Source organism: Sulfuricurvum sp. (genome assembly GCF_023229695.1).
Lineage (GTDB): Bacteria > Campylobacterota > Campylobacteria > Campylobacterales > Sulfurimonadaceae > Sulfuricurvum.
The window spans coordinates 51,163-68,957 of the sequence record NZ_JALNYS010000016.1; the positions used below are offsets into that span (position 1 = coordinate 51,163).

General features: G+C 44.1%; 19 protein-coding genes. 15 read left to right on the forward strand and 4 right to left on the reverse strand.

Going from position 1 to position 17,795, the window contains the following annotated elements:
• Window positions 1–3: 3 nt before the first annotated feature.
• Window positions 4–2,064 carry a hypothetical protein gene (locus M0P91_RS11825; RefSeq protein WP_295067614.1) on the reverse strand — a complete coding sequence of 687 codons (2,061 nt, stop codon included), beginning with the start codon at window positions 2,062–2,064 and terminating at the stop codon, window positions 4–6.
• Between the two features lie 187 nt (window positions 2,065–2,251).
• On the opposite strand from M0P91_RS11825, the gene M0P91_RS11830 reads away from it, so the two are divergent.
• Complete coding sequence (locus M0P91_RS11830) at window positions 2,252–2,674, forward strand: PAS domain-containing protein (RefSeq protein WP_295067617.1); 423 nt, start codon at window positions 2,252–2,254, stop codon at window positions 2,672–2,674.
• 4 nt (window positions 2,675–2,678) lie between these two features.
• Here M0P91_RS11830 and M0P91_RS11835 read toward each other — a convergent pair whose 3' ends face one another.
• Genes M0P91_RS11835 through M0P91_RS11845 form a run of 3 tightly spaced genes read right to left on the reverse strand, consistent with a single transcriptional unit; the run spans window position 2,679 to window position 5,481 of the window.
• Entirely contained in the window at window positions 2,679–3,983 is a 1,305-nt protein-coding gene (locus M0P91_RS11835; RefSeq protein WP_295067620.1) for an MATE family efflux transporter, read from the reverse strand.
• Between the two features lie 11 nt (window positions 3,984–3,994).
• Complete coding sequence (locus M0P91_RS11840; protein ID WP_295067623.1) at window positions 3,995–4,279, reverse strand: hypothetical protein; 285 nt, start codon at window positions 4,277–4,279, stop codon at window positions 3,995–3,997.
• Window positions 4,276–5,481, reverse strand: a complete 1,206-nt coding sequence (locus M0P91_RS11845; RefSeq protein WP_295067626.1) for an MFS transporter — start codon at window positions 5,479–5,481, stop codon at window positions 4,276–4,278. The genes M0P91_RS11840 and M0P91_RS11845 overlap by 4 nt, the downstream gene beginning before the upstream one ends.
• Before the next feature lie 88 nt (window positions 5,482–5,569).
• On the opposite strand from M0P91_RS11845, the gene M0P91_RS11850 reads away from it, so the two are divergent.
• From M0P91_RS11850 to mshL, 14 genes are all read left to right on the forward strand, one after another.
• Window positions 5,570–5,965 (forward strand): flagellar protein FlaG, encoded by a 396-nt coding sequence (locus M0P91_RS11850; RefSeq protein ID WP_295067629.1) that lies wholly within the window; start codon window positions 5,570–5,572, stop codon window positions 5,963–5,965.
• A 72-nt stretch (window positions 5,966–6,037) separates the two neighbouring features.
• The gene (fliS, locus tag M0P91_RS11855) at window positions 6,038–6,418 is read left to right on the forward strand and encodes a flagellar export chaperone FliS (protein WP_295067631.1); all 381 of its coding nucleotides are present in this window, start codon (window positions 6,038–6,040) and stop codon (window positions 6,416–6,418) included.
• Window positions 6,399–6,653, forward strand: a complete 255-nt coding sequence (locus M0P91_RS11860; protein WP_295067634.1) for a hypothetical protein — start codon at window positions 6,399–6,401, stop codon at window positions 6,651–6,653. The genes fliS and M0P91_RS11860 overlap by 20 nt, the downstream gene beginning before the upstream one ends.
• Before the next feature lie 87 nt (window positions 6,654–6,740).
• The gene (locus M0P91_RS11865) at window positions 6,741–7,958 is read left to right on the forward strand and encodes an argininosuccinate synthase (protein ID WP_295067637.1); all 1,218 of its coding nucleotides are present in this window, start codon (window positions 6,741–6,743) and stop codon (window positions 7,956–7,958) included.
• A 15-nt stretch (window positions 7,959–7,973) separates the two neighbouring features.
• Window positions 7,974–8,714, forward strand: coding sequence for a ferredoxin-thioredoxin reductase catalytic domain-containing protein (locus tag M0P91_RS11870; RefSeq protein WP_295067639.1), 741 nt, complete (start codon window positions 7,974–7,976; stop codon window positions 8,712–8,714).
• An 84-nt stretch (window positions 8,715–8,798) separates the two neighbouring features.
• The gene (rplI, locus tag M0P91_RS11875; protein WP_295067642.1) at window positions 8,799–9,245 is read left to right on the forward strand and encodes a 50S ribosomal protein L9; all 447 of its coding nucleotides are present in this window, start codon (window positions 8,799–8,801) and stop codon (window positions 9,243–9,245) included.
• A 4-nt stretch (window positions 9,246–9,249) separates the two neighbouring features.
• Window positions 9,250–9,783, forward strand: a complete 534-nt coding sequence (hslV, locus tag M0P91_RS11880; RefSeq protein WP_295067645.1) for an ATP-dependent protease subunit HslV — start codon at window positions 9,250–9,252, stop codon at window positions 9,781–9,783.
• Window positions 9,784–9,789: 6 nt separating this feature from the next.
• Window positions 9,790–11,118 (forward strand): HslU--HslV peptidase ATPase subunit, encoded by a 1,329-nt coding sequence (gene hslU, locus M0P91_RS11885; RefSeq protein WP_295067649.1) that lies wholly within the window; start codon window positions 9,790–9,792, stop codon window positions 11,116–11,118.
• Between the two features lie 10 nt (window positions 11,119–11,128).
• Complete coding sequence (gene era, locus M0P91_RS11890; RefSeq protein WP_295067652.1) at window positions 11,129–12,007, forward strand: GTPase Era; 879 nt, start codon at window positions 11,129–11,131, stop codon at window positions 12,005–12,007.
• Entirely contained in the window at window positions 12,001–13,308 is a 1,308-nt protein-coding gene (locus tag M0P91_RS11895; protein WP_295067654.1) for a M99 family carboxypeptidase catalytic domain-containing protein, read from the forward strand. The genes era and M0P91_RS11895 overlap by 7 nt, the downstream gene beginning before the upstream one ends.
• A gap of 8 nt (window positions 13,309–13,316) precedes the next feature.
• Window positions 13,317–14,855 carry a hypothetical protein gene (locus M0P91_RS11900; protein ID WP_295067657.1) on the forward strand — a complete coding sequence of 513 codons (1,539 nt, stop codon included), beginning with the start codon at window positions 13,317–13,319 and terminating at the stop codon, window positions 14,853–14,855.
• Window positions 14,852–15,487 (forward strand): hypothetical protein, encoded by a 636-nt coding sequence (locus tag M0P91_RS11905; RefSeq protein WP_295067660.1) that lies wholly within the window; start codon window positions 14,852–14,854, stop codon window positions 15,485–15,487. The genes M0P91_RS11900 and M0P91_RS11905 overlap by 4 nt, the downstream gene beginning before the upstream one ends.
• Window positions 15,484–16,011 carry a hypothetical protein gene (locus M0P91_RS11910; RefSeq protein WP_295067662.1) on the forward strand — a complete coding sequence of 176 codons (528 nt, stop codon included), beginning with the start codon at window positions 15,484–15,486 and terminating at the stop codon, window positions 16,009–16,011. Before M0P91_RS11905 ends, M0P91_RS11910 begins: the two co-directional genes overlap by 4 nt.
• 9 nt (window positions 16,012–16,020) lie before the next feature.
• Entirely contained in the window at window positions 16,021–17,793 is a 1,773-nt protein-coding gene (mshL, locus tag M0P91_RS11915) for a pilus (MSHA type) biogenesis protein MshL (RefSeq protein WP_295067665.1), read from the forward strand.
• Window positions 17,794–17,795: the final 2 nt, after the last annotated feature.

Here is a 17,795-nt window from a genome sequence, read left to right on the forward strand (position 1 = left end):
ATCTTATCCTTGCAACTGCATCTCATATTCCATACGCAAACCTTGAGGTGTCATTATAAATCCTCGCACTTTGATTTTGCCTTCAGCCATCATCCGATGATGCCGACCACAGAGGGGTATAAGGTGATGATGCTCTCTTTCCGCACCCTTTTTTTGATCCACTCGCACCAACGCACCGCAAATGATGCATTCGCACACCACGACATCCCGGTAACGCTTCATATGCTCCTTTTTATGGCCCAATTCCAAAAGGGTATACTCTTTTGCAAGATTTTCACGCAGCCGTTTGGCATTTTTCAAAAAAGCCGGATGCATATGGAGCGACTCGGCGAATTCAAGTCCGTAAACACTGCTCCCCCTTCCGGCTCTGAGAATACGATCATAAAGGAGAGAATCACTGTTTTCATCGTAACGGACACTTAAATGAAGACTCACCACGTGACGTAGTCCGGTCAGTTCCTGAACCATCGAAAGTTGATGCAAATGGGTAGTCATTAAAAATAAAACCCCCTTCGAAGCCAGCTCCATCACTGTAGCCGCTACAATCGCAACGGCGGAGAGGGTTTCGGTACCGTGACTGATCTCGTCACCCAAAACCAGCGTTTTTGGGGTAATACGGTGAAAAATCGTATTCAGTTCCAACATCTCCACCCCGAACGTCGAAAGTGATTTCGCTACATTGTCCCGCGAAAGGATACGGGTATAAAGACCATCAAACAATGAGAATGTCATCGAAGCGGCAGGGACAAAAAATCCGGCTTGCGCTAAAACTACCGCAATCCCGATACTTTTCATTAAGGAAGATTTCCCGCTTGAATTGATTCCGTAGAGAAGGACACCGTTAATATCGGCCCCGTCATGCACTTTCGAATCAAGCATCACCGTATTGGGATAAGGGAGGTCGAGGTAGTCACGTTTTCCCATCACGATATCGTTTGCGACATACGCAATCCCCTGGGATTCGACCAATAAATGACGAAGTCCCATCACCTGCAAAAAATTATCATCCCTTCGGGTTTGGATCACTCGGGGACGGGAGAGGCCATAGTGTTTTGAAACCCGCGCCGAAGAAACCGCCACATCGACTTGAGCAATGAAATGCAATAACGATCGGACAAACGGAACATATTGTTTTACCCAACGCCGATTTTGGTAATAGACCATCAAACCGTTGCAGCAAGGTAAAATCTCCTCTTCCGGCGTAAAAAAAATGGGAACTTTATGCGTTGTCAAATAGGCTAAAAGGTTCAAAACCTCTTGCATCGATCCGACACAACGTTCCGCCGTCTCCACACTCCCTTTTTGATTCTCGATAAGAAGCCACATCTCTTCCAAATCCCCGATCACCGATAGCATCTTCGCGATAACGGTATCATGCGGGCTCAGCCATTCACACCAGTTGTAACGGCGTTCCAACTCTTCAACATCCCGGATGGGAAGGTGCAAACGCAATCGCCCCAGCCGTTTCCCCATAGGCGTCACCATTTTTAATACCAATGCGTCGACGCTAAGGGCACGCGGGTCCGCAGAGGTAATCTCTAGCTGCTCCAACGCATTGTTGCCGATCTCCAACAATCCCGATATATCCAAAATAAAAGGGGATGAAATCGGAAGATAGGGCGATTGACGGACCATGACGGACACCATTGCCAGCGCCTGAGCGGCCAATGGACGCGATTCCAACGAAAGATGTTCATGGGGAGTGAGCAACGTATTGAGTGCAAACGTCTCTTGAAAAAGGGGAATCTGATCTTCACAATTTATCGATCCATCGCTCACGTCATAATCAAAAAATTCAAAATGATTTTTTAACTCCGCAATGAGCTCCTTGCTCGAAGCACCGATCCGCAGCCGTTTGACATTCCCGATAGAGAGGAGGTGTTGCACCTGATCAACCGCCCCGTACGGATGAAACGGACTGCTCTTTATCTCGCACACCCAGCTTTGCATTCCCAAACGCTCTACGTAAGCGAAACCGATACAAATGCCGTTTTGCCCTTTATCTATATAAACTGCTCCAACAGAACCGTTTATCAAAAAATCATCAAATGAATAGCTGTTCATACCACGATTATACCTTTTTTGAACTCAAATTGCCCGATCCACTTTGATTTAAGATATAATTTTCGAATATGAGAAAAAAATAAGTTTAAGTGCTTTAACGGTTTTGTAACATTACGCTGATTAGAATACGTTTTTTATGAAATACTAAAGTTCTATATACCACCATGAGAAGAGAGATTATCATCCTATGAAACGCCCTACTCCGATAAATGAAGAAGTTTTATTCGACGGACGCAGTCTTATATCCGAAACCGATACAAAAGGGATTATTACCTATATCAATCGAAAATTCACCGAAATGACAGGGTATACCGCCGTGGAAGCCGTAGGTCAGCCCCACAGTCTGTTACGCCATCCCGATATGCCGAAAGCGGGATTTGAACAAATGTGGAAAGTGATTGAAAGCGGTAAAATCTGGGAAGGATATGTTAAAAATCTCCGCAAAGACGGCAAATTCTACTGGGTTGTTGTCCATATTGTCCCAAAACTGGACGAAGAAGGGAGTGTCATCGGCTACATTGCATCCCGTAAAATGCCGGACCGCAACCGCTTGAGAATCATCGAAGAGCAATACGCTCAATTGTTAGCCGAAGAGAAGCAAGGTAAATAATCGCTTAGAGAGTGGTATGAAGCCACTCTTTTTTTTGATACACCCTCCAAAACCACCACCCTTTAATAAACGTTTCCATACTCATCGCAACGTATACCCAGACAATCTCCCACCCCATCCCCATGACGGCATAAGAAGGGATAATACGGAAACACCATAAAGAGAGCGTATTGATCCGTAAGGTGGTTTTCGTAGCCCCTGCCCCTCGCAATGCACCGCTAAAGACAAACGTCAATGCCAGCGGGATTTGTGAAATACCGACTAACCGCAGATAAAGGGACGCTTGCTCGATTGTCAATAGATCGTGGGTAAACAAGGAAGCAAGCTTCTCGGGAAAGAGAAATAATACGATGCCGACACTCCCCATAAACATTGCCGCGACTTTGGCACTGAGTATCCCTGAATAATAGGCATTTTCCAGTTTTTTGGCACCGATATTTTGCCCCGCAAGGACCATCGCCGCAACCGAGAACCCAAATCCGGGCATGAATGCCAATGCTTCGATGCGCAAACCGATCTGGTATCCCGCCATTGCATGGGTTCCGTACGATCCGATAATCATCACAAACAGCATAAAGGAGCCGACTCCGATGCTCCGTTCATACGCCGCAGGGGTACCGATTCGAAGCACTTTTTTCAGATCATTTTTGGAAAATACCGGATAAATTCCCAAGGCTCCCCTGCGATTGGCAAATATCCAACCGTACAGTATCAGATTAAAAGCATACGCACACACGGTTGCATAAGCAGCTCCGGCAACCCCCATAGCCTCAAATCCGCCATGCCCGAAAATAAAAAGATAATTCAACCCCGCATTTAAAAAAGCGGAAAAGATTTTAATATACAACGAACTCCGGGTATCCCCTGCGGCGGAGAGGGCATTGTAGGCCAGTGCATCCAAAAAAATAAACGTCATCCCCAGTGACAAGATGCCGAAATAGCGGTTCCCTAAAACAATCACATCCTCAGCCGATCCCATCCATCGAAAAAAGTGGCCGCTAAAATACCATCCGCTCAATCCGACGACTATGGATAACGCAATGGCAAAATAGGCGGTCGAAAACATTACCCTCGATCCCCTCTTCACCCGTCCGCTTCCGATATATCGGGAGATCAAAGCAGTAGAACCGACGATATAAAGCGTCATGGCCACTTGAATCATCATCATAAACTGCATGCTGAGCCCTACTGCGGCCAATGCCGCCGCACCCAATGAGCCGACCATGATCAAATCAATCAAAATTTGGAGAATATCAAGAAGATGTTTAAAGGCCGCCGGGATGGCTAAGGCCAAAACGTTCTGTCGCATCGAAGAGGTGTTCAAGCGTTAACTAATCTTGCAATCTCATGCATCGCATCAAACAAAGACTCTTTTGTTGGATAGTGAAACTCAATTCGATTCACCGGCACTTCCCCCACCGGATCAAAATCACAAATCAGCACATAACATTCCAACGTAATCACCTCTTCTTTGAGTTCCGCCCACTCCAGCGAAACCGACGCTCTCTCTCCTGCGGCATGGATCAATGCCGCAGGATAGAGCCGGGTCACTTTTGAAAGGTCCGCCGTTACCCCCTCATGTTCATACAAAATAGCCGGTTTCATTCAATCTCCTCCAGTGCAAAATGGTTCCGTATCCAACCGTAATAGCCGCTCGCAATCAAAAACAGTACCGCCAAAATCATCGTAATGCTCTCCAGGGAGTAGTTCAATTTAGCCAGATACCCGATCATTAACGACGTCAACGTCCCCACCCCTAAAAAAATCATATCGTTATACGCAATAACCCTACCGTAATACTCCTCTTTTGTATGATGCTGCAATAGCGTGTAGGTATAGGACCATAACGTTGTCGTTACAAATCCTACCAATACCGATGCTGCCAAAGAGAGGTAAAAATCACTCAAAACCATTGCCCACAATGCGATGGCAACGGCTTCAGCAATGAGCAAATAGCGCAAACGGCGATTATTCATCCGATGTCCCAGCACCATCGGACCGATAACAAGCCCAATGGCACGGGAGGCATGTACCAACCCGATCGCCATGGAAACGGCAATGACGTTCGAATAATAATATTTTGCACTCAATGCGACCAAAGCGTCAAATGCCGTCAATCCGATCACCGCATGAAGCAGCATCAGATGAAAAACAATTTTGTGGGTACGGATATAGTTATAAGCATCCGCCATCATTGCGGTAAAGCCGATCTTGACCTTTTCAACTTTCAGATCAATGTGCAACCCCTTCAAAAGGAGCAGAACAAGGGCAAAAAGTCCGGCATCCAACAAAAATGCGCTGCTCGTTCCCAACCAATAAACGAACATCCCGCTCAATGCCATCCCCAACGTATACGATAATGACCAAATGATCGAGTGAATCTCATTGGCGGCTTGAAGAACTTTCCCCTCCACTATTCTCGGAAGGAGCGACATTTCGACCGTAAAATGAAAACTCGATGCCCCCATACGGATAAATACCAGAATATACAACAGCCACAGCATCTGGATCGTATCAATACTAAGGAGCAACAAAGTGCAAACAATTTCAATCACTGTCAAAAAAATCAATAATCTTTTCGGACTGATACGGTCGATTATCACACCGCTTAAAGGGGCTTGCAGCACACCCGGTAAAAAATGAAGTGCCGCGACAAAGGCAATGATCGTTGCATCTACTTCCATTTGAATCAATAGCGTATAAATGGCAACATTACTGAACCAAGCACCGAAATAAGCGATGAGCTGGATCAGCGAGAGGCGGCGCAGTAACGGAAAATTTTGTAAAAGGACCCAATATCGTTTCATAAACGCAAGGGTATCATAGATTGCTAAAGTTTTAATTCATATGGACGATCTAGTAAACAGATAATCTTTCAGATGAAGGAGAACCAATATGGAAATCTTTAAAGCCACTGCAAAAACTCAGCAGAGTATGAGCCTAACACCAAAAAGCAGTACAACCGAATTGCAACATGCACAGAGTGCCCAAAAAACAGAAGAAGTCCAAATCAATCAGGAGAAAAAAACAGAGAACGGGAGTGAACAAAAAACTGAAAAGGTAGAGACGCAAAAACAAATGGATCAATTACTAAAAGAGCTTAATAATGCACTTGATCCGTTTCATACATCATTACGTTTCGGATTTGACAACCAATCGGATGATTTTTATGTTTCGGTTATCGAAACCAAAACCAACCACACGTTGAGACGTTTCCCAGCGGAGGAAGCACAGCAGCTTCTCCCTAAAATTCAGGAGTTTAACGGTATCTTATTTGATCAAAAAGGGTAATCTCTGCTCAGGTATAGTTTAAAACAAAAATATTTATTTATAAATTTATGATCTTAAAAAAAGGAAATTCTCATGTATAACAATCTTGCTTATAATACTTACGCCCAAAACAACATAGGCATTGAATCTCCTGAAAAATTGGTTCAAATGATGTACGAGGGGATTTTACGTTTCAATATGCAAGCCAAACGTTCGATCAATGAAGGCGACATTGAAAAACGGACCTACTGGGTCAACCGTTCCAGTGCCATATTCAGTGAGCTGATCAATATTTTGGACTATTCGCAAGGGGATGTTGCCCATTATCTCTCAGAACTCTACAACTATCAGCTCCGCTTGCTTGTTGAAACCGTTATTCACAACGATGCTACAAAATTGGATGAGGTCAATAAAGTAGTCAAAGGGCTTCTCGAAGCCTGGAAAGAGAGCGCTGATGTGGCTAACCGAGCTTAAAACAGCACTGATCTTGGAAGAGACAGATACGATATCGTCATTAATTGACCAAATGCCGGTTTTTGAAACTCTGGAAAAGATGGAAGAAGCAGCCTATCTACTTCATCAAACCGCTACCCTTCTTGAGAATAAGAAAGGGGATGCGGCCAGAACCTTACAACAACTGAAAAGTGCCCTTGATTTTCTTAAATCAACACAAACAGACCTTCCTTCCTCATTAAATCTAAAATTTTAACACTTGTCTCATCGTTTTTTTGCTAGAATCGCACCATTCACTCCATAATATGGAGAAATGCAAGCCCGTCAGCTTCAAAGGATGCACATGAAAAAAGAGGTCAAAAAAGTTGTTCTCGCCTATTCCGGCGGATTGGATACCAGTGTCATTTTAAAATGGCTACAGGATGAGTATAAATGTGAAGTGATTACGTTTACCGCCGATATCGGCCAAGGTGAAGAGGTTGAACCCGCACGTGCCAAAGCAATCAGCCTCGGAATCAAACCGGAAAACATTTATATCGAGGACCTTAGAGAAGAGTTCGTACGCGACTATGTGTTTCCAATGTTCCGTGCCAATGCAATCTATGAAGGGGAGTATCTTCTTGGAACATCGATTGCCCGCCCTCTTATTGCCAAACGCCAAGCTGAAATTGCCCGCATAACCGGTGCCGATGCCGTCAGTCACGGTGCAACCGGAAAAGGAAATGATCAGGTCCGCTTTGAGATGGGGTATCTGGGGCAGAACAGTGCGCTCACCATCATCGCACCATGGCGTGAATGGGATCTAAACTCCCGCGAAAAGCTCCTCGCGTATGCTGCTGAGCACGGTATTAAAATCGAAATGAGCGGTAAAAAATCACCCTACTCCATGGATGCCAATCTCTTGCATATCTCTTATGAGGGGGGGATTCTTGAAGATCCTGCCGCAGAACCCGAAGAGAGCATGTGGCGTTGGACCGTTTCCCCGCAGGATGCTCCTAATGAAGCCGAATACATCGAAATCGGCTACGAAAAAGGGGATCCCATCAGCCTTAACGGAAAAGCGCTTTCTCCGGCGGTCATGTTAGAACAGCTCAATATTATTGCCGGACGTCACGGAATCGGACGTGCCGATATCGTCGAAAACCGTTTCGTCGGGATGAAAAGCCGTGGATGCTATGAAACACCGGGCGGTACGATTATGCTAAAAGCACACCGCGCGATTGAGTCATTGACCCTCGACCGTGAAGAGGCACATCTGAAAGATGAATTGATGCCACGCTACGCAAAACTTATTTACAACGGATTCTGGTTTTCCCCGGAGCGTGCAATGCTCCAAGCGGCCATAGATAAAACACAGGAAAATGTACGCGGCACCGTTCGCCTTAAACTGTACAAGGGGGGGGTATACGTTGTCGGACGAAGTTCCGATCTATCCCTTTTTAACCCTGAATACTGTACCTTTGAAGAAGATGCGGTTTATGATCAAAAAGATGCCGGCGGATTTATTAAACTCAATGCGTTGCGTTTCATCATCGCCGGTAAAGCCCGTAAAAACAAATAACCTTAGGATATCCGTATGAGTATTATTAAAATAGATATGAATTCGCCTGAATTTCAGGCTGAATTAGAAAAAACAATTAAATTTACCGATAAGGTAGTCAGCCAGTTTAATTGGGCTTACAATCCTCAAGAAGAGATCAATGAGGGAGTTCAACTCGGACTTGCCCGCAATAAAATGATGTACAACAAACGTTTTTGCCCTTGTTATATGGTTGAAGAAGTTGACGGAAAATACCAAAGCAGCGACAATCGTTTATGCCCTTGTACTCCCGCAATTGAAAAAGAGATACCCGAAGATGGGGTATGTCACTGTCAGATTTTCTGTACTCCGGAGTTTGCGGCTGCCAAAAGATTGGAAATAGGGATGGAAGAGGCTGTGCATCAGCATTCACGCGGCCTGAGTGCACAAGAGTGCCAAATCCTGTTGAATCAAAGCGAACTCGACAGCGATGAGCTCACCGCACTCATCGAAGCACGCCAGCTAGGAATGGTACAATTTAAAATTATCGACGTCCGCGAATGGATGGAGTGGAAAATGGGGCGTATCGCCGGTGCAGACACCCTGATTCCTACCAGCAGTTTCTTCCAGACACTGACCGAGGCTAAATTGCAACACAACGAACATCTCATTGTTTATTGCCATGTCGGAAGCCGAAGTGCCCACTGTCAACGGATCCTCACCGATATGGGATATACTAAAGTATCCAATCTCACGCACGGTATTGTCTCTTATGGCGGCGAAATCGTTCGCGGATAATTCGTTTTTACCCTCAAAAGAGAAAATTTTACTCATCGCAGCCAAAGGGGTATCACCTCTTTGGTATTCAAAAAAAGGCATACTATGAAAGTTTTATTGACCAAAGATGTCAAAGGGGTCGGCAAAGCCGGAGAGATTAAAGAGGTAGCCGACGGATATGGAAAAAACTTCCTCGTCGGTAAAGGATTAGCCCTCGCCGCTACCAATGAAGTATTGAAAAAATATGAAGCCGAACAACGGAAAAAAGCGGCAAACGAGGCTGCCGAAATTGAGCGTCTAAATGTGATTAAAGCCCAATTAGCAGATATCAAAGTGATCATCCGCAAAAAACTCGGAGATACCGGACATCTGTTCGGATCGGTCACCAAAGAGGAAATCACCCATGCATTAATGGAACAGCACGGTATTGAAATCGATAAAAAAGAGCTTGATGCCAAACATGGCATCAAAACTACCGGGCTTCACGATCTGGATCTTAAACTCGGCCACGGTATCCATGCGACACTCCATGTAGAGATTAAAGGGGAATAGGTTTATGTTCGATGCCACTACCATACTCGCCTATAAAGGAAAGAACAAAGCCGTCATCGGTGGAGATGGTCAAGTAACGTTCGGACATACCGTCCTTAAAAACAATGCGACTAAAATCCGTTCCCTCTATCAGGGGGAGATTTTAGCGGGTTTTGCCGGATCAACAGCGGATGCTTTTAACCTTTTTGATATGTTCGAAGAACAGCTTGCACACCGCAAAGGCGATCTTATCAAAGCGGTTATCGATTTTTCCAAGGCATGGCGCAAGGATAAAATACTCCGGCGGCTTGAAGCGATGATGATTGTTTTAAACCAAGAGCATATCTTTATCCTTACCGGAAACGGTGATGTTGTCGAACCTGAAGACGGAGAAATTGCAGCGATCGGAAGCGGCGGAAGCTATGCCATTGCCGCCGCACGTGCTCTAAAAGGGCACTCCAATCTGGATGAAGAAACACTGGTCAAAGAAAGCCTCCATATTGCCGCTGATTTGTGTATTTACACCAATCACGAAATCAAAACACTCACACTCGGATAAATTCTCATGAATATGACCCCTCAAGAAATTGTCAATTATCTCGACTTGCACATCATCGGCCAGCACAATGCTAAAAAAACCATTGCATTGGCACTGCGTACAAGATACAGACGCTTGCTTCTTGATTCGGCATTGCAAGAAGAGATCATGCCTAAAAACATTCTGATGATCGGTTCAACCGGTGTCGGTAAAACAGAAATTGCCCGCCGACTTGCCAAGTTAATGCAACTCCCTTTCATCAAAGTAGAAGCAAGTAAATACACAGAAGTCGGATTTGTCGGCCGGGATGTCGAGTCGATGATCCGTGATTTGGTTATGACAGCCCTCTCTATGGTCAGAACGGAACATAATGAACAAAACCGTGAAGCGATAGAAGAGTATGTCATTGATACCATTCTCTCAAAACTTCTCCCATCGCCGCCTCACTTCTCCAACGATACCAAAAAACAAGAGTATGACCATTCACGAGAACGGATGCGTGCAAAACTTTTATCCGGAGAACTGGATTCCAGAATCATTGAAATCGATCTCCCGAAAGGGAATCTCGAATTTAATGATACCAATATGCCTCCGGAAATCGCTAAAGTTCAGGAGTCCTTTTCAAAAATGTTCTCCGTCATGGGAAAGGAAGAGAGCAAAAAAGAGGTCACCGTTAAAGAGTCCCGGGAATTGCTCCGTCAAGTAGCCGCCGATAATCTTCTCAACCATGACCAGATCAAACGCGAAGCGCTCCGACGCGTCGAAGAAGGGGGGATCGTTTTTCTCGATGAAATCGATAAAATCGCCGTCAGTTCACGAAGCGAGGGGAGAAACGACCCAAGCAAAGAGGGAGTGCAACGGGACCTACTCCCTATCGTGGAGGGGAGTATCGTAACCACAAAATTCGGTCCCGTAAAAACCGATCATATCCTCTTTATCGCCGCAGGGGCATTTCACCTGACCAAACCCAGTGACCTTATCCCGGAGCTTCAAGGACGTTTCCCTTTACGTGTGGAGCTTGAACCGCTCGATGAAGAGGCACTTTATCTGATACTCTCCAAGCCGAAGAACTCGCTTCTTGAACAGTATAAAGCCCTTTTGGCGACAGAAGATGTTCTTCTGGAATTTGAAGATTCCGCAGTGCGCTCAATGGCCCGCTATTCACAAAAAGCCAATGAAAAAACCGAAGATATCGGGGCAAGACGTCTGCATACCGTCGTAGAGAAAGTGCTCGAAGAGATCAGTTTTAATGCGTATATCCATAAAGGCTCAAAAGTTATTATCAGCGAAGATGATGTTAAAAATATCCTCGCACCCGTCGTCGAGGATGAAGACCTCGCACGTTACATACTCTAAAAGGAAAATCGTGAATAAAGCAGGATTCGTCGCACTGATAGGACGCCCTAATGCCGGTAAAAGTACCCTGATGAACTGGATATTGGGAGAAAAAATTGCTCTCGTCAGCCAAAAAGCCAATGCGACTCGCCGCCGTTCCAATGCAATCGTGATGCACAAAGAGGATCAAATTATTTTTGTCGACACTCCGGGACTTCACCAGGCTGAAAAACTTCTCAACCAATACATGCTCGAAGAAGCGCTAAAAGCAATCGGAGACTGTGATATCGTTGTTTATCTCGCTCCCGCATCGGACAAACTCAGCTATTATGAAAAATTTTTGGAGATCAATAACCAACAACGAAAGCATATTATTGTCCTGAGCAAAATCGATCAAATTTCTCAAGCCGATTTATTGAAAAAAATTGGAGAATACAATCAATACAGCGATCAGTTCGAAGCGCTCATACCGATGTCGGTAACCAAAAATGTAGGAAAAAACGATTTATTAGACACGATTGTCAAACATCTGGACGAATCCCCCTATCTTTACAATCCTGAAGATTTGACCACGGAAAAGATGCGGGATATTTATAAAGAATTTATCCGTGAAGCGATATTCGACAATATTAGCGATGAGATCCCTTACGAATCCGATGTCCTCATTGATAAAATTGATGAAGAGTCCCCCGTAGAGCACATTAGAGCCACCATTATTGTTGAAAAAGAGTCCCAAAAGGGGATCATTATCGGGAAGGGGGGAAGTGCAATCAAACGGATCGGGAAAAATGCCCGAGAAAAAATAGAGCGACTTGCCTCAAAACCGGTGTATCTCGAACTCTTCGTATCGGTCAAAAAAGGGTGGACAACCGATAAAAAATTCTTAAGCGATTTAGGATACGAATGGTAAAACAAGGAGCTGTACTAAAATCAGCTCTTCTCGTTTGTCTCATTAGTTTACACCCTTTAAACGCTTCCCCCTTTTCACTCATTAAAAAAGAGAGTGATGCTACCCCGCTCCTCCTTGTTATCGGAGGGATCCACGGCAATGAGCCGGGCAGTTATTTTGCAGCAGCGCTACTGGCACAATATTATACCGTTACGAAAGGGAATCTTTGGATTATCCCCGATCTGAACCGGCAAAGCATTCAAAAAAATAGCCGTGGCATTCATGGAGACATGAATCGAAAATTTGCCGAATTGGATCCAAAAGACCCTGATGCCCCCATTATCAAAGAGGTCAAAGAGATTATCACCGATCCGCATGTGGGTCTCATCCTTAATCTTCATGACGGGCATGGTTTCTATCGTAAAGAGTATCAAAATACCATTTTTAATCCAAGTGCATGGGGACAAACCTGTGTTATCGATCAGGAAGTTCTTGATACGAAAAATCCTTACGGAAATTTAGATGAAATTGCATCCGAAGTCCGTACTGATCTCAACACTGCTCTTATCGAAAATCATCACCTCTTTGATGTACGCAATACCAATACCCGGTTTGATGATAAAGAGATGAAACACTCGCTCACCTATTTTGCCATTACACATAATAAACCGGCGTTTGCAATCGAGACCAGTAAAAACTTACCGACTCTCCATCACAAAGTTTTTTATCAACTTCGTGCGATTGAATGCTATATGAAATTAATGGGGATTGAATTTGAACGCTCTCTTACCCTAACTCCCGAAACCATTCAAAAACTCCTCGACAATTTCGGATATTTAACCATAAACAACAATTACTATCTCACTTTAGATCATTTAAAAACCAATTTAAGTTTGATTCCGCTACAATCATCACGAAATGAGTTTAAATTTTCCCATCCGCTGGGAAGCATTCGAAAAAACAATAAAAAATATGATGTCTATATCGGCAACCGAAAAATAAGCTCTTTTCTCCCAAGCTATCATTCGAAAGGGGTCTCCTCTGAAAAAATCACAGTGATCGCGGACGGTGAACGTAAAACACTCCCTTTCACTACAGATTTTTTTGTAAATGCCGATTTTACAGTGCTAAAAAAGAGTGACGGCGTCCGTACCGATATTATAGGTTATACTCGAAAAGGGGTAAACGACGAGAGCAACTGTCGTATTACCCTCAAGAATTTAGATCCAAAATATGCCATAAATCGCTCTGCAAAGAGTTATCGAATTGAATTTTACCGTGATAACAGTTTCTACGGGATGACTCTCGTACATTTTAAATAGGATATAGGATGAGTACAGGCAAACAGCAAACATATTCAACTATCGTATCGGCGAACCCCTATAAAGGGGATTACTGTATCGGTACCCTTAACACAATCGCCCCCAATACCTCTCCTCCATATTCAAAAGATCAATATACCGTTACCTTTCTGAATACCAAAGGGTTCTTCTCAACCTATATCGGTATCAGTAAAAATATCCCCGATGATGATCTCTATGATGCGGTGGAAAATAAGGTTTACGAAGAACTTGCTTTGGATATGGCTATTGAGTACCATATCAAATACATCGAAGCCGTTCGTGAAAGTACGGATGGGGATCGATACTTCCATGTTTTTGTCGTTGATCCGCTGACGCTGGAAGAAGAATATCGACAAACCGTTGCAACCCTCAAGTACATCGATCAAATAATACCTGTCCCTCTCCTTTTAAAATCACTTTACGTTAAAGAGCTCATTAACACCTCCGGAATCCACTGTTTTATCTATTTTCAAGAGAATGATGCCTTTTTAGCCATTTACAATGAAGATGAATTTGTTTATACCAAGTCACTCAAATTTTCACTGATAAAAATGCATGAACGTTTTTGTGAATTACTCGGGGAACAAATCAATTTTGCCATTTTTCAGACCCTTCTTTCACAAGAGGGGCTCAATACCCAAAATAGCAGTTACCAAAAAAATCTTATCAAACTTTTCGGTGAAATCTTTTTGCATGTTAACGATATTATGACCTATGCCAAAAGAGCTTTTGACATCAAAAAATTCGATGAGATTTTTATCACGACAGGGGTTGGCAATGTCATAGGTCTTGATGAATATGCACAAACCTATTTGGGGATTAAAGCATCATCCTTTGACTTTGATTATGGATTTAATACAAATGGAACGGCAGTTGATCACATCCATCAGCTAATGCATCTGTATTGCAGACTTGACTCAAGCGAACGGTATGAGTGTAATTTTACGGTTTTTCATCGCCCGCCCCCTTTTGCCAAACGTGACAGTGGAAAATTGATCTTGGTTACTGCCGCTGCAATTATTACCGCTTTTCTTTATCCCGGAACGTACTGGGGACTTGCCTATATCGAAGATTTTCATCACTCCATGTTGACACAAGAATACGAACAGGTACATATTGAAAAAATGACGCGCGAAGCAACCGTTAATCTTAAACTGGCCAATAAAAAAGCAGCTCAGGCTTTGCTGGATGAGCAAAAATCTGCTTATAAACAAAAACAAGACACCCTGATTCAGATTCATGATAAAAAAGTCAATTATCCGATGAAAGCTAAACTCATGACCGATTTAACCCGAAGCTTTAATCAATACCGGGTGCAACTTAAAACTGCCGATTACAGTGAAGATGCCAATAACACAAAAACATTTACGTTTGGGCTGACCTCTTCAAAAACGGAAAATATCACTGCCTTGCTGAAGCATCTAACCGATATTAAACGGGATCAATACAATTTCAGTCTTCAGCTGATCTCCTATGACGAAGAAGAAAAATCGTATTTAAGTGAATTAAAGGCGGTCATCAAATGAAACTGCAAATTGAAGATTATCTCCACGCAATCGATCAGTCGTTTGCCCTGAAAAGCGAACGGGACAAAATGATGCTTTTCGTCATTATTTTTGCCTCATTATTCGCTTTATCGTATCTCCTATTTTGGGAAAGTTCCGAACAGAGCTTTTATGCATCTCATGAAAAAGCGCTCAAAGTAGAAAATGATCTCAATAACGACAAACAATATTTGAGTTCAAATCCACCGGAACGGATTACCCAGATCGAGCAAGAAACGGTAGCAATCCAACAACAGCATGCTCTTTATATCCAATATAATACCTATATCAAAGGTCAACTTGAACAAATTTCCTCTTTGTACTATGATGAAAAGGTATGGGGAGCTTATCTCGATTCCGTTTCTCACTACGCACGTGCCTACGGTGTCAAATTGGCACGTTTCGGGAATACCCTCCAAACCGACAGTAGCTCCTTCGGGCATGTCATGGATATTACGGTGTCGGTCGAATCCCCTTATAAAAACACCTTAAAATTTATTAATGCTCTGGAACAGAGTTATCTGGTGGTTGATTTGCACGATTTTAATCTGACGGCAAGTGAAAAATTGCGCGGCGATCTTAATATCTCAGTGTGGGGGATTGTACGACAATGAAAACACTCTTTACCATTACCTTCATTGCCTTAGCCACTCTTTATGCGGCATTTCCCTCAGCACCTATTACCCCTTCGACGGACGGAACCGTAACGGTCATCCAAGCAAACGGCGACAAAGAGCTGGCGTGGGTTGATGAGCAGATACAAGCCATCCTTCCCGCGCGTATCGGTATATCGGATGCTATGGTAGGATCCCTAGGTGACCCGATAAAACTCAAAAAACCGGTACGTATCGGCAGCGTTCCTCCAATCGGAACTCCGGTTTTGTTTGCACCTCCGAAACTTGCCGGTGTGCCGAAAATTGCATTACCGAAAATCGTCGAGGAGCCTTTACGTTTGCAGGCACTTATCAATAAATCTGCCTTGATCAACGGGAAATGGTATAAGTTAAACGATTCAATCCGAACCTATACCCTCTCGGAGATTAGATTCAATTCTGTTTTACTGACCGGTAAAGCAGATCAAAAATTGATTTTATTTCTGAGCAAGCAAAATACCAACATCAAAATTACAACAAAATAGGAAAGTATCATGACATCAGTAATTAAACACAATGTACAAACGCTTTTGCTATCCGTCGCGGCAGCTATTTTTTTAGCTCCATCCATCCATGCTGCCGATTGTACGTATGAACTGTTTAATATCGCATCGGTTAAGGGGACAACGGTCGGAGAATTCATCGATCAGTTGAGCGATGAATGTGGCATGAGTATCATCGTCGCCGATGCTCAAGCAGAAAAAGTTCTTAGCAAACCGATGAATAAGACATTTTTAAAAAATTTAACCATTAATGAAGTGCTGGATCTCATTATCAAAGAGAATGATTTAGAATACACCCTTCAAAACAATGTTTTAAAAATCACCTACCTCACAACAAAAACCTATAATATTGACTATATTATTACGGAACGCAAAGGGACCGGAACGACCAATATACGCCTCAGTTCCAATTCTGCAACAACGCCCACCAGCGGTGCTGCGGGTGCCGCAGGGGCGATGGGGGGTGCTGCCGGAACGACCGGCGGAATGACCGGCGGTACCGCTGCCGGAAGAAATACCGCTGCCGGAAATCGGACCTCCTCCGAATCGGGCACCAATATCACGACCATTGATGAAGTGAAGTTTTGGGATACGCTGGAACAGGAGATTAAAAGTATTTTAAGTCGTCCCGAAGATCAGTATCAACAAACCAAAACGGAAAACCTCCCGGAGCTCAAAGACAAACTTGCGGAACAGCAAGACGGTCATCACAATATTTTCATCAATAAAAGCGCCGGTTTGATTACCGTAACCGGAACCGGAAAACAGATCAAACGGCTGGATACGTATATCGACGATTTACAGAAAAAAATGCAGACACAAGTGATGATCGACGTCAAAATGTACAGCGTAGTTTTCACGAACGGATCCACCACCGGTATCGACTGGTCCCAGATTTACAAGCTCCAAAACTTTAATTTAGCCCTCAACAAAGCCAACCGCACCAACGTCAGCGGAAATACGTTTGATACGGCGTACGAAGGAGATAAGGTTCAACGTATTTTCGAAACAGGAAGCACAACTGATCCTACTACCGGAATGACGTTGATAACCAAAGGTTTGGCGGATGCCGCCGGTGAACGTGCCCCCATCACGACGGCTTCCAAACTTTTCACCATCAGCAACTCGATCAGCATTAACAATCTGCTGATGTTCCTGAAAACGCAAGGGGATGTGTATGCCATCTCCAATCCGAAAATCATGACCCTCAATAACCAGCCGGCACTGATCACCGCCGGTACGGAGCTTTTTTACAAAACGATCAATACCTCTACTCTGGCCGGAGGGACAACGGGAGAACAGGCAAAAAGTGAAATCGTCAGCTCCGTATTTTCGGGGGTGTTGCTGGATATCACTCCGGAAATCTCCCGAGACGGCAGCATTACCTTACGGGTCAACCCTTCGGTCTCCGAAGTGGCCAGCGAGCTCTCCGCAGACAATGCGACCCGCAGTATGCCGCCAGACCTTAGCCGCCGTCAAATCTCCTCAGTTGTCACGGTCAAAGACGGCAATAAAATTGTCCTCGGAGGTCTCATCAATCGCAAATCCTCCAATACCACAACCAAGGTCCCTCTGCTGGGGGATATCCCGTTTGTCGGTTATCTCTTCAAGCAAGAGGGGATGAGCGAAAAAGTGGAAGAACTCGTGATTATTATCGAACCGCACATTGTCAAAAAAGAGGCAGACACCCTCACCTTAAGTGATTTGGGCTACACCCGTCTCGGCAACAAAATTGAAGAAGAATCCAAGCAGGAAATAAAATAACG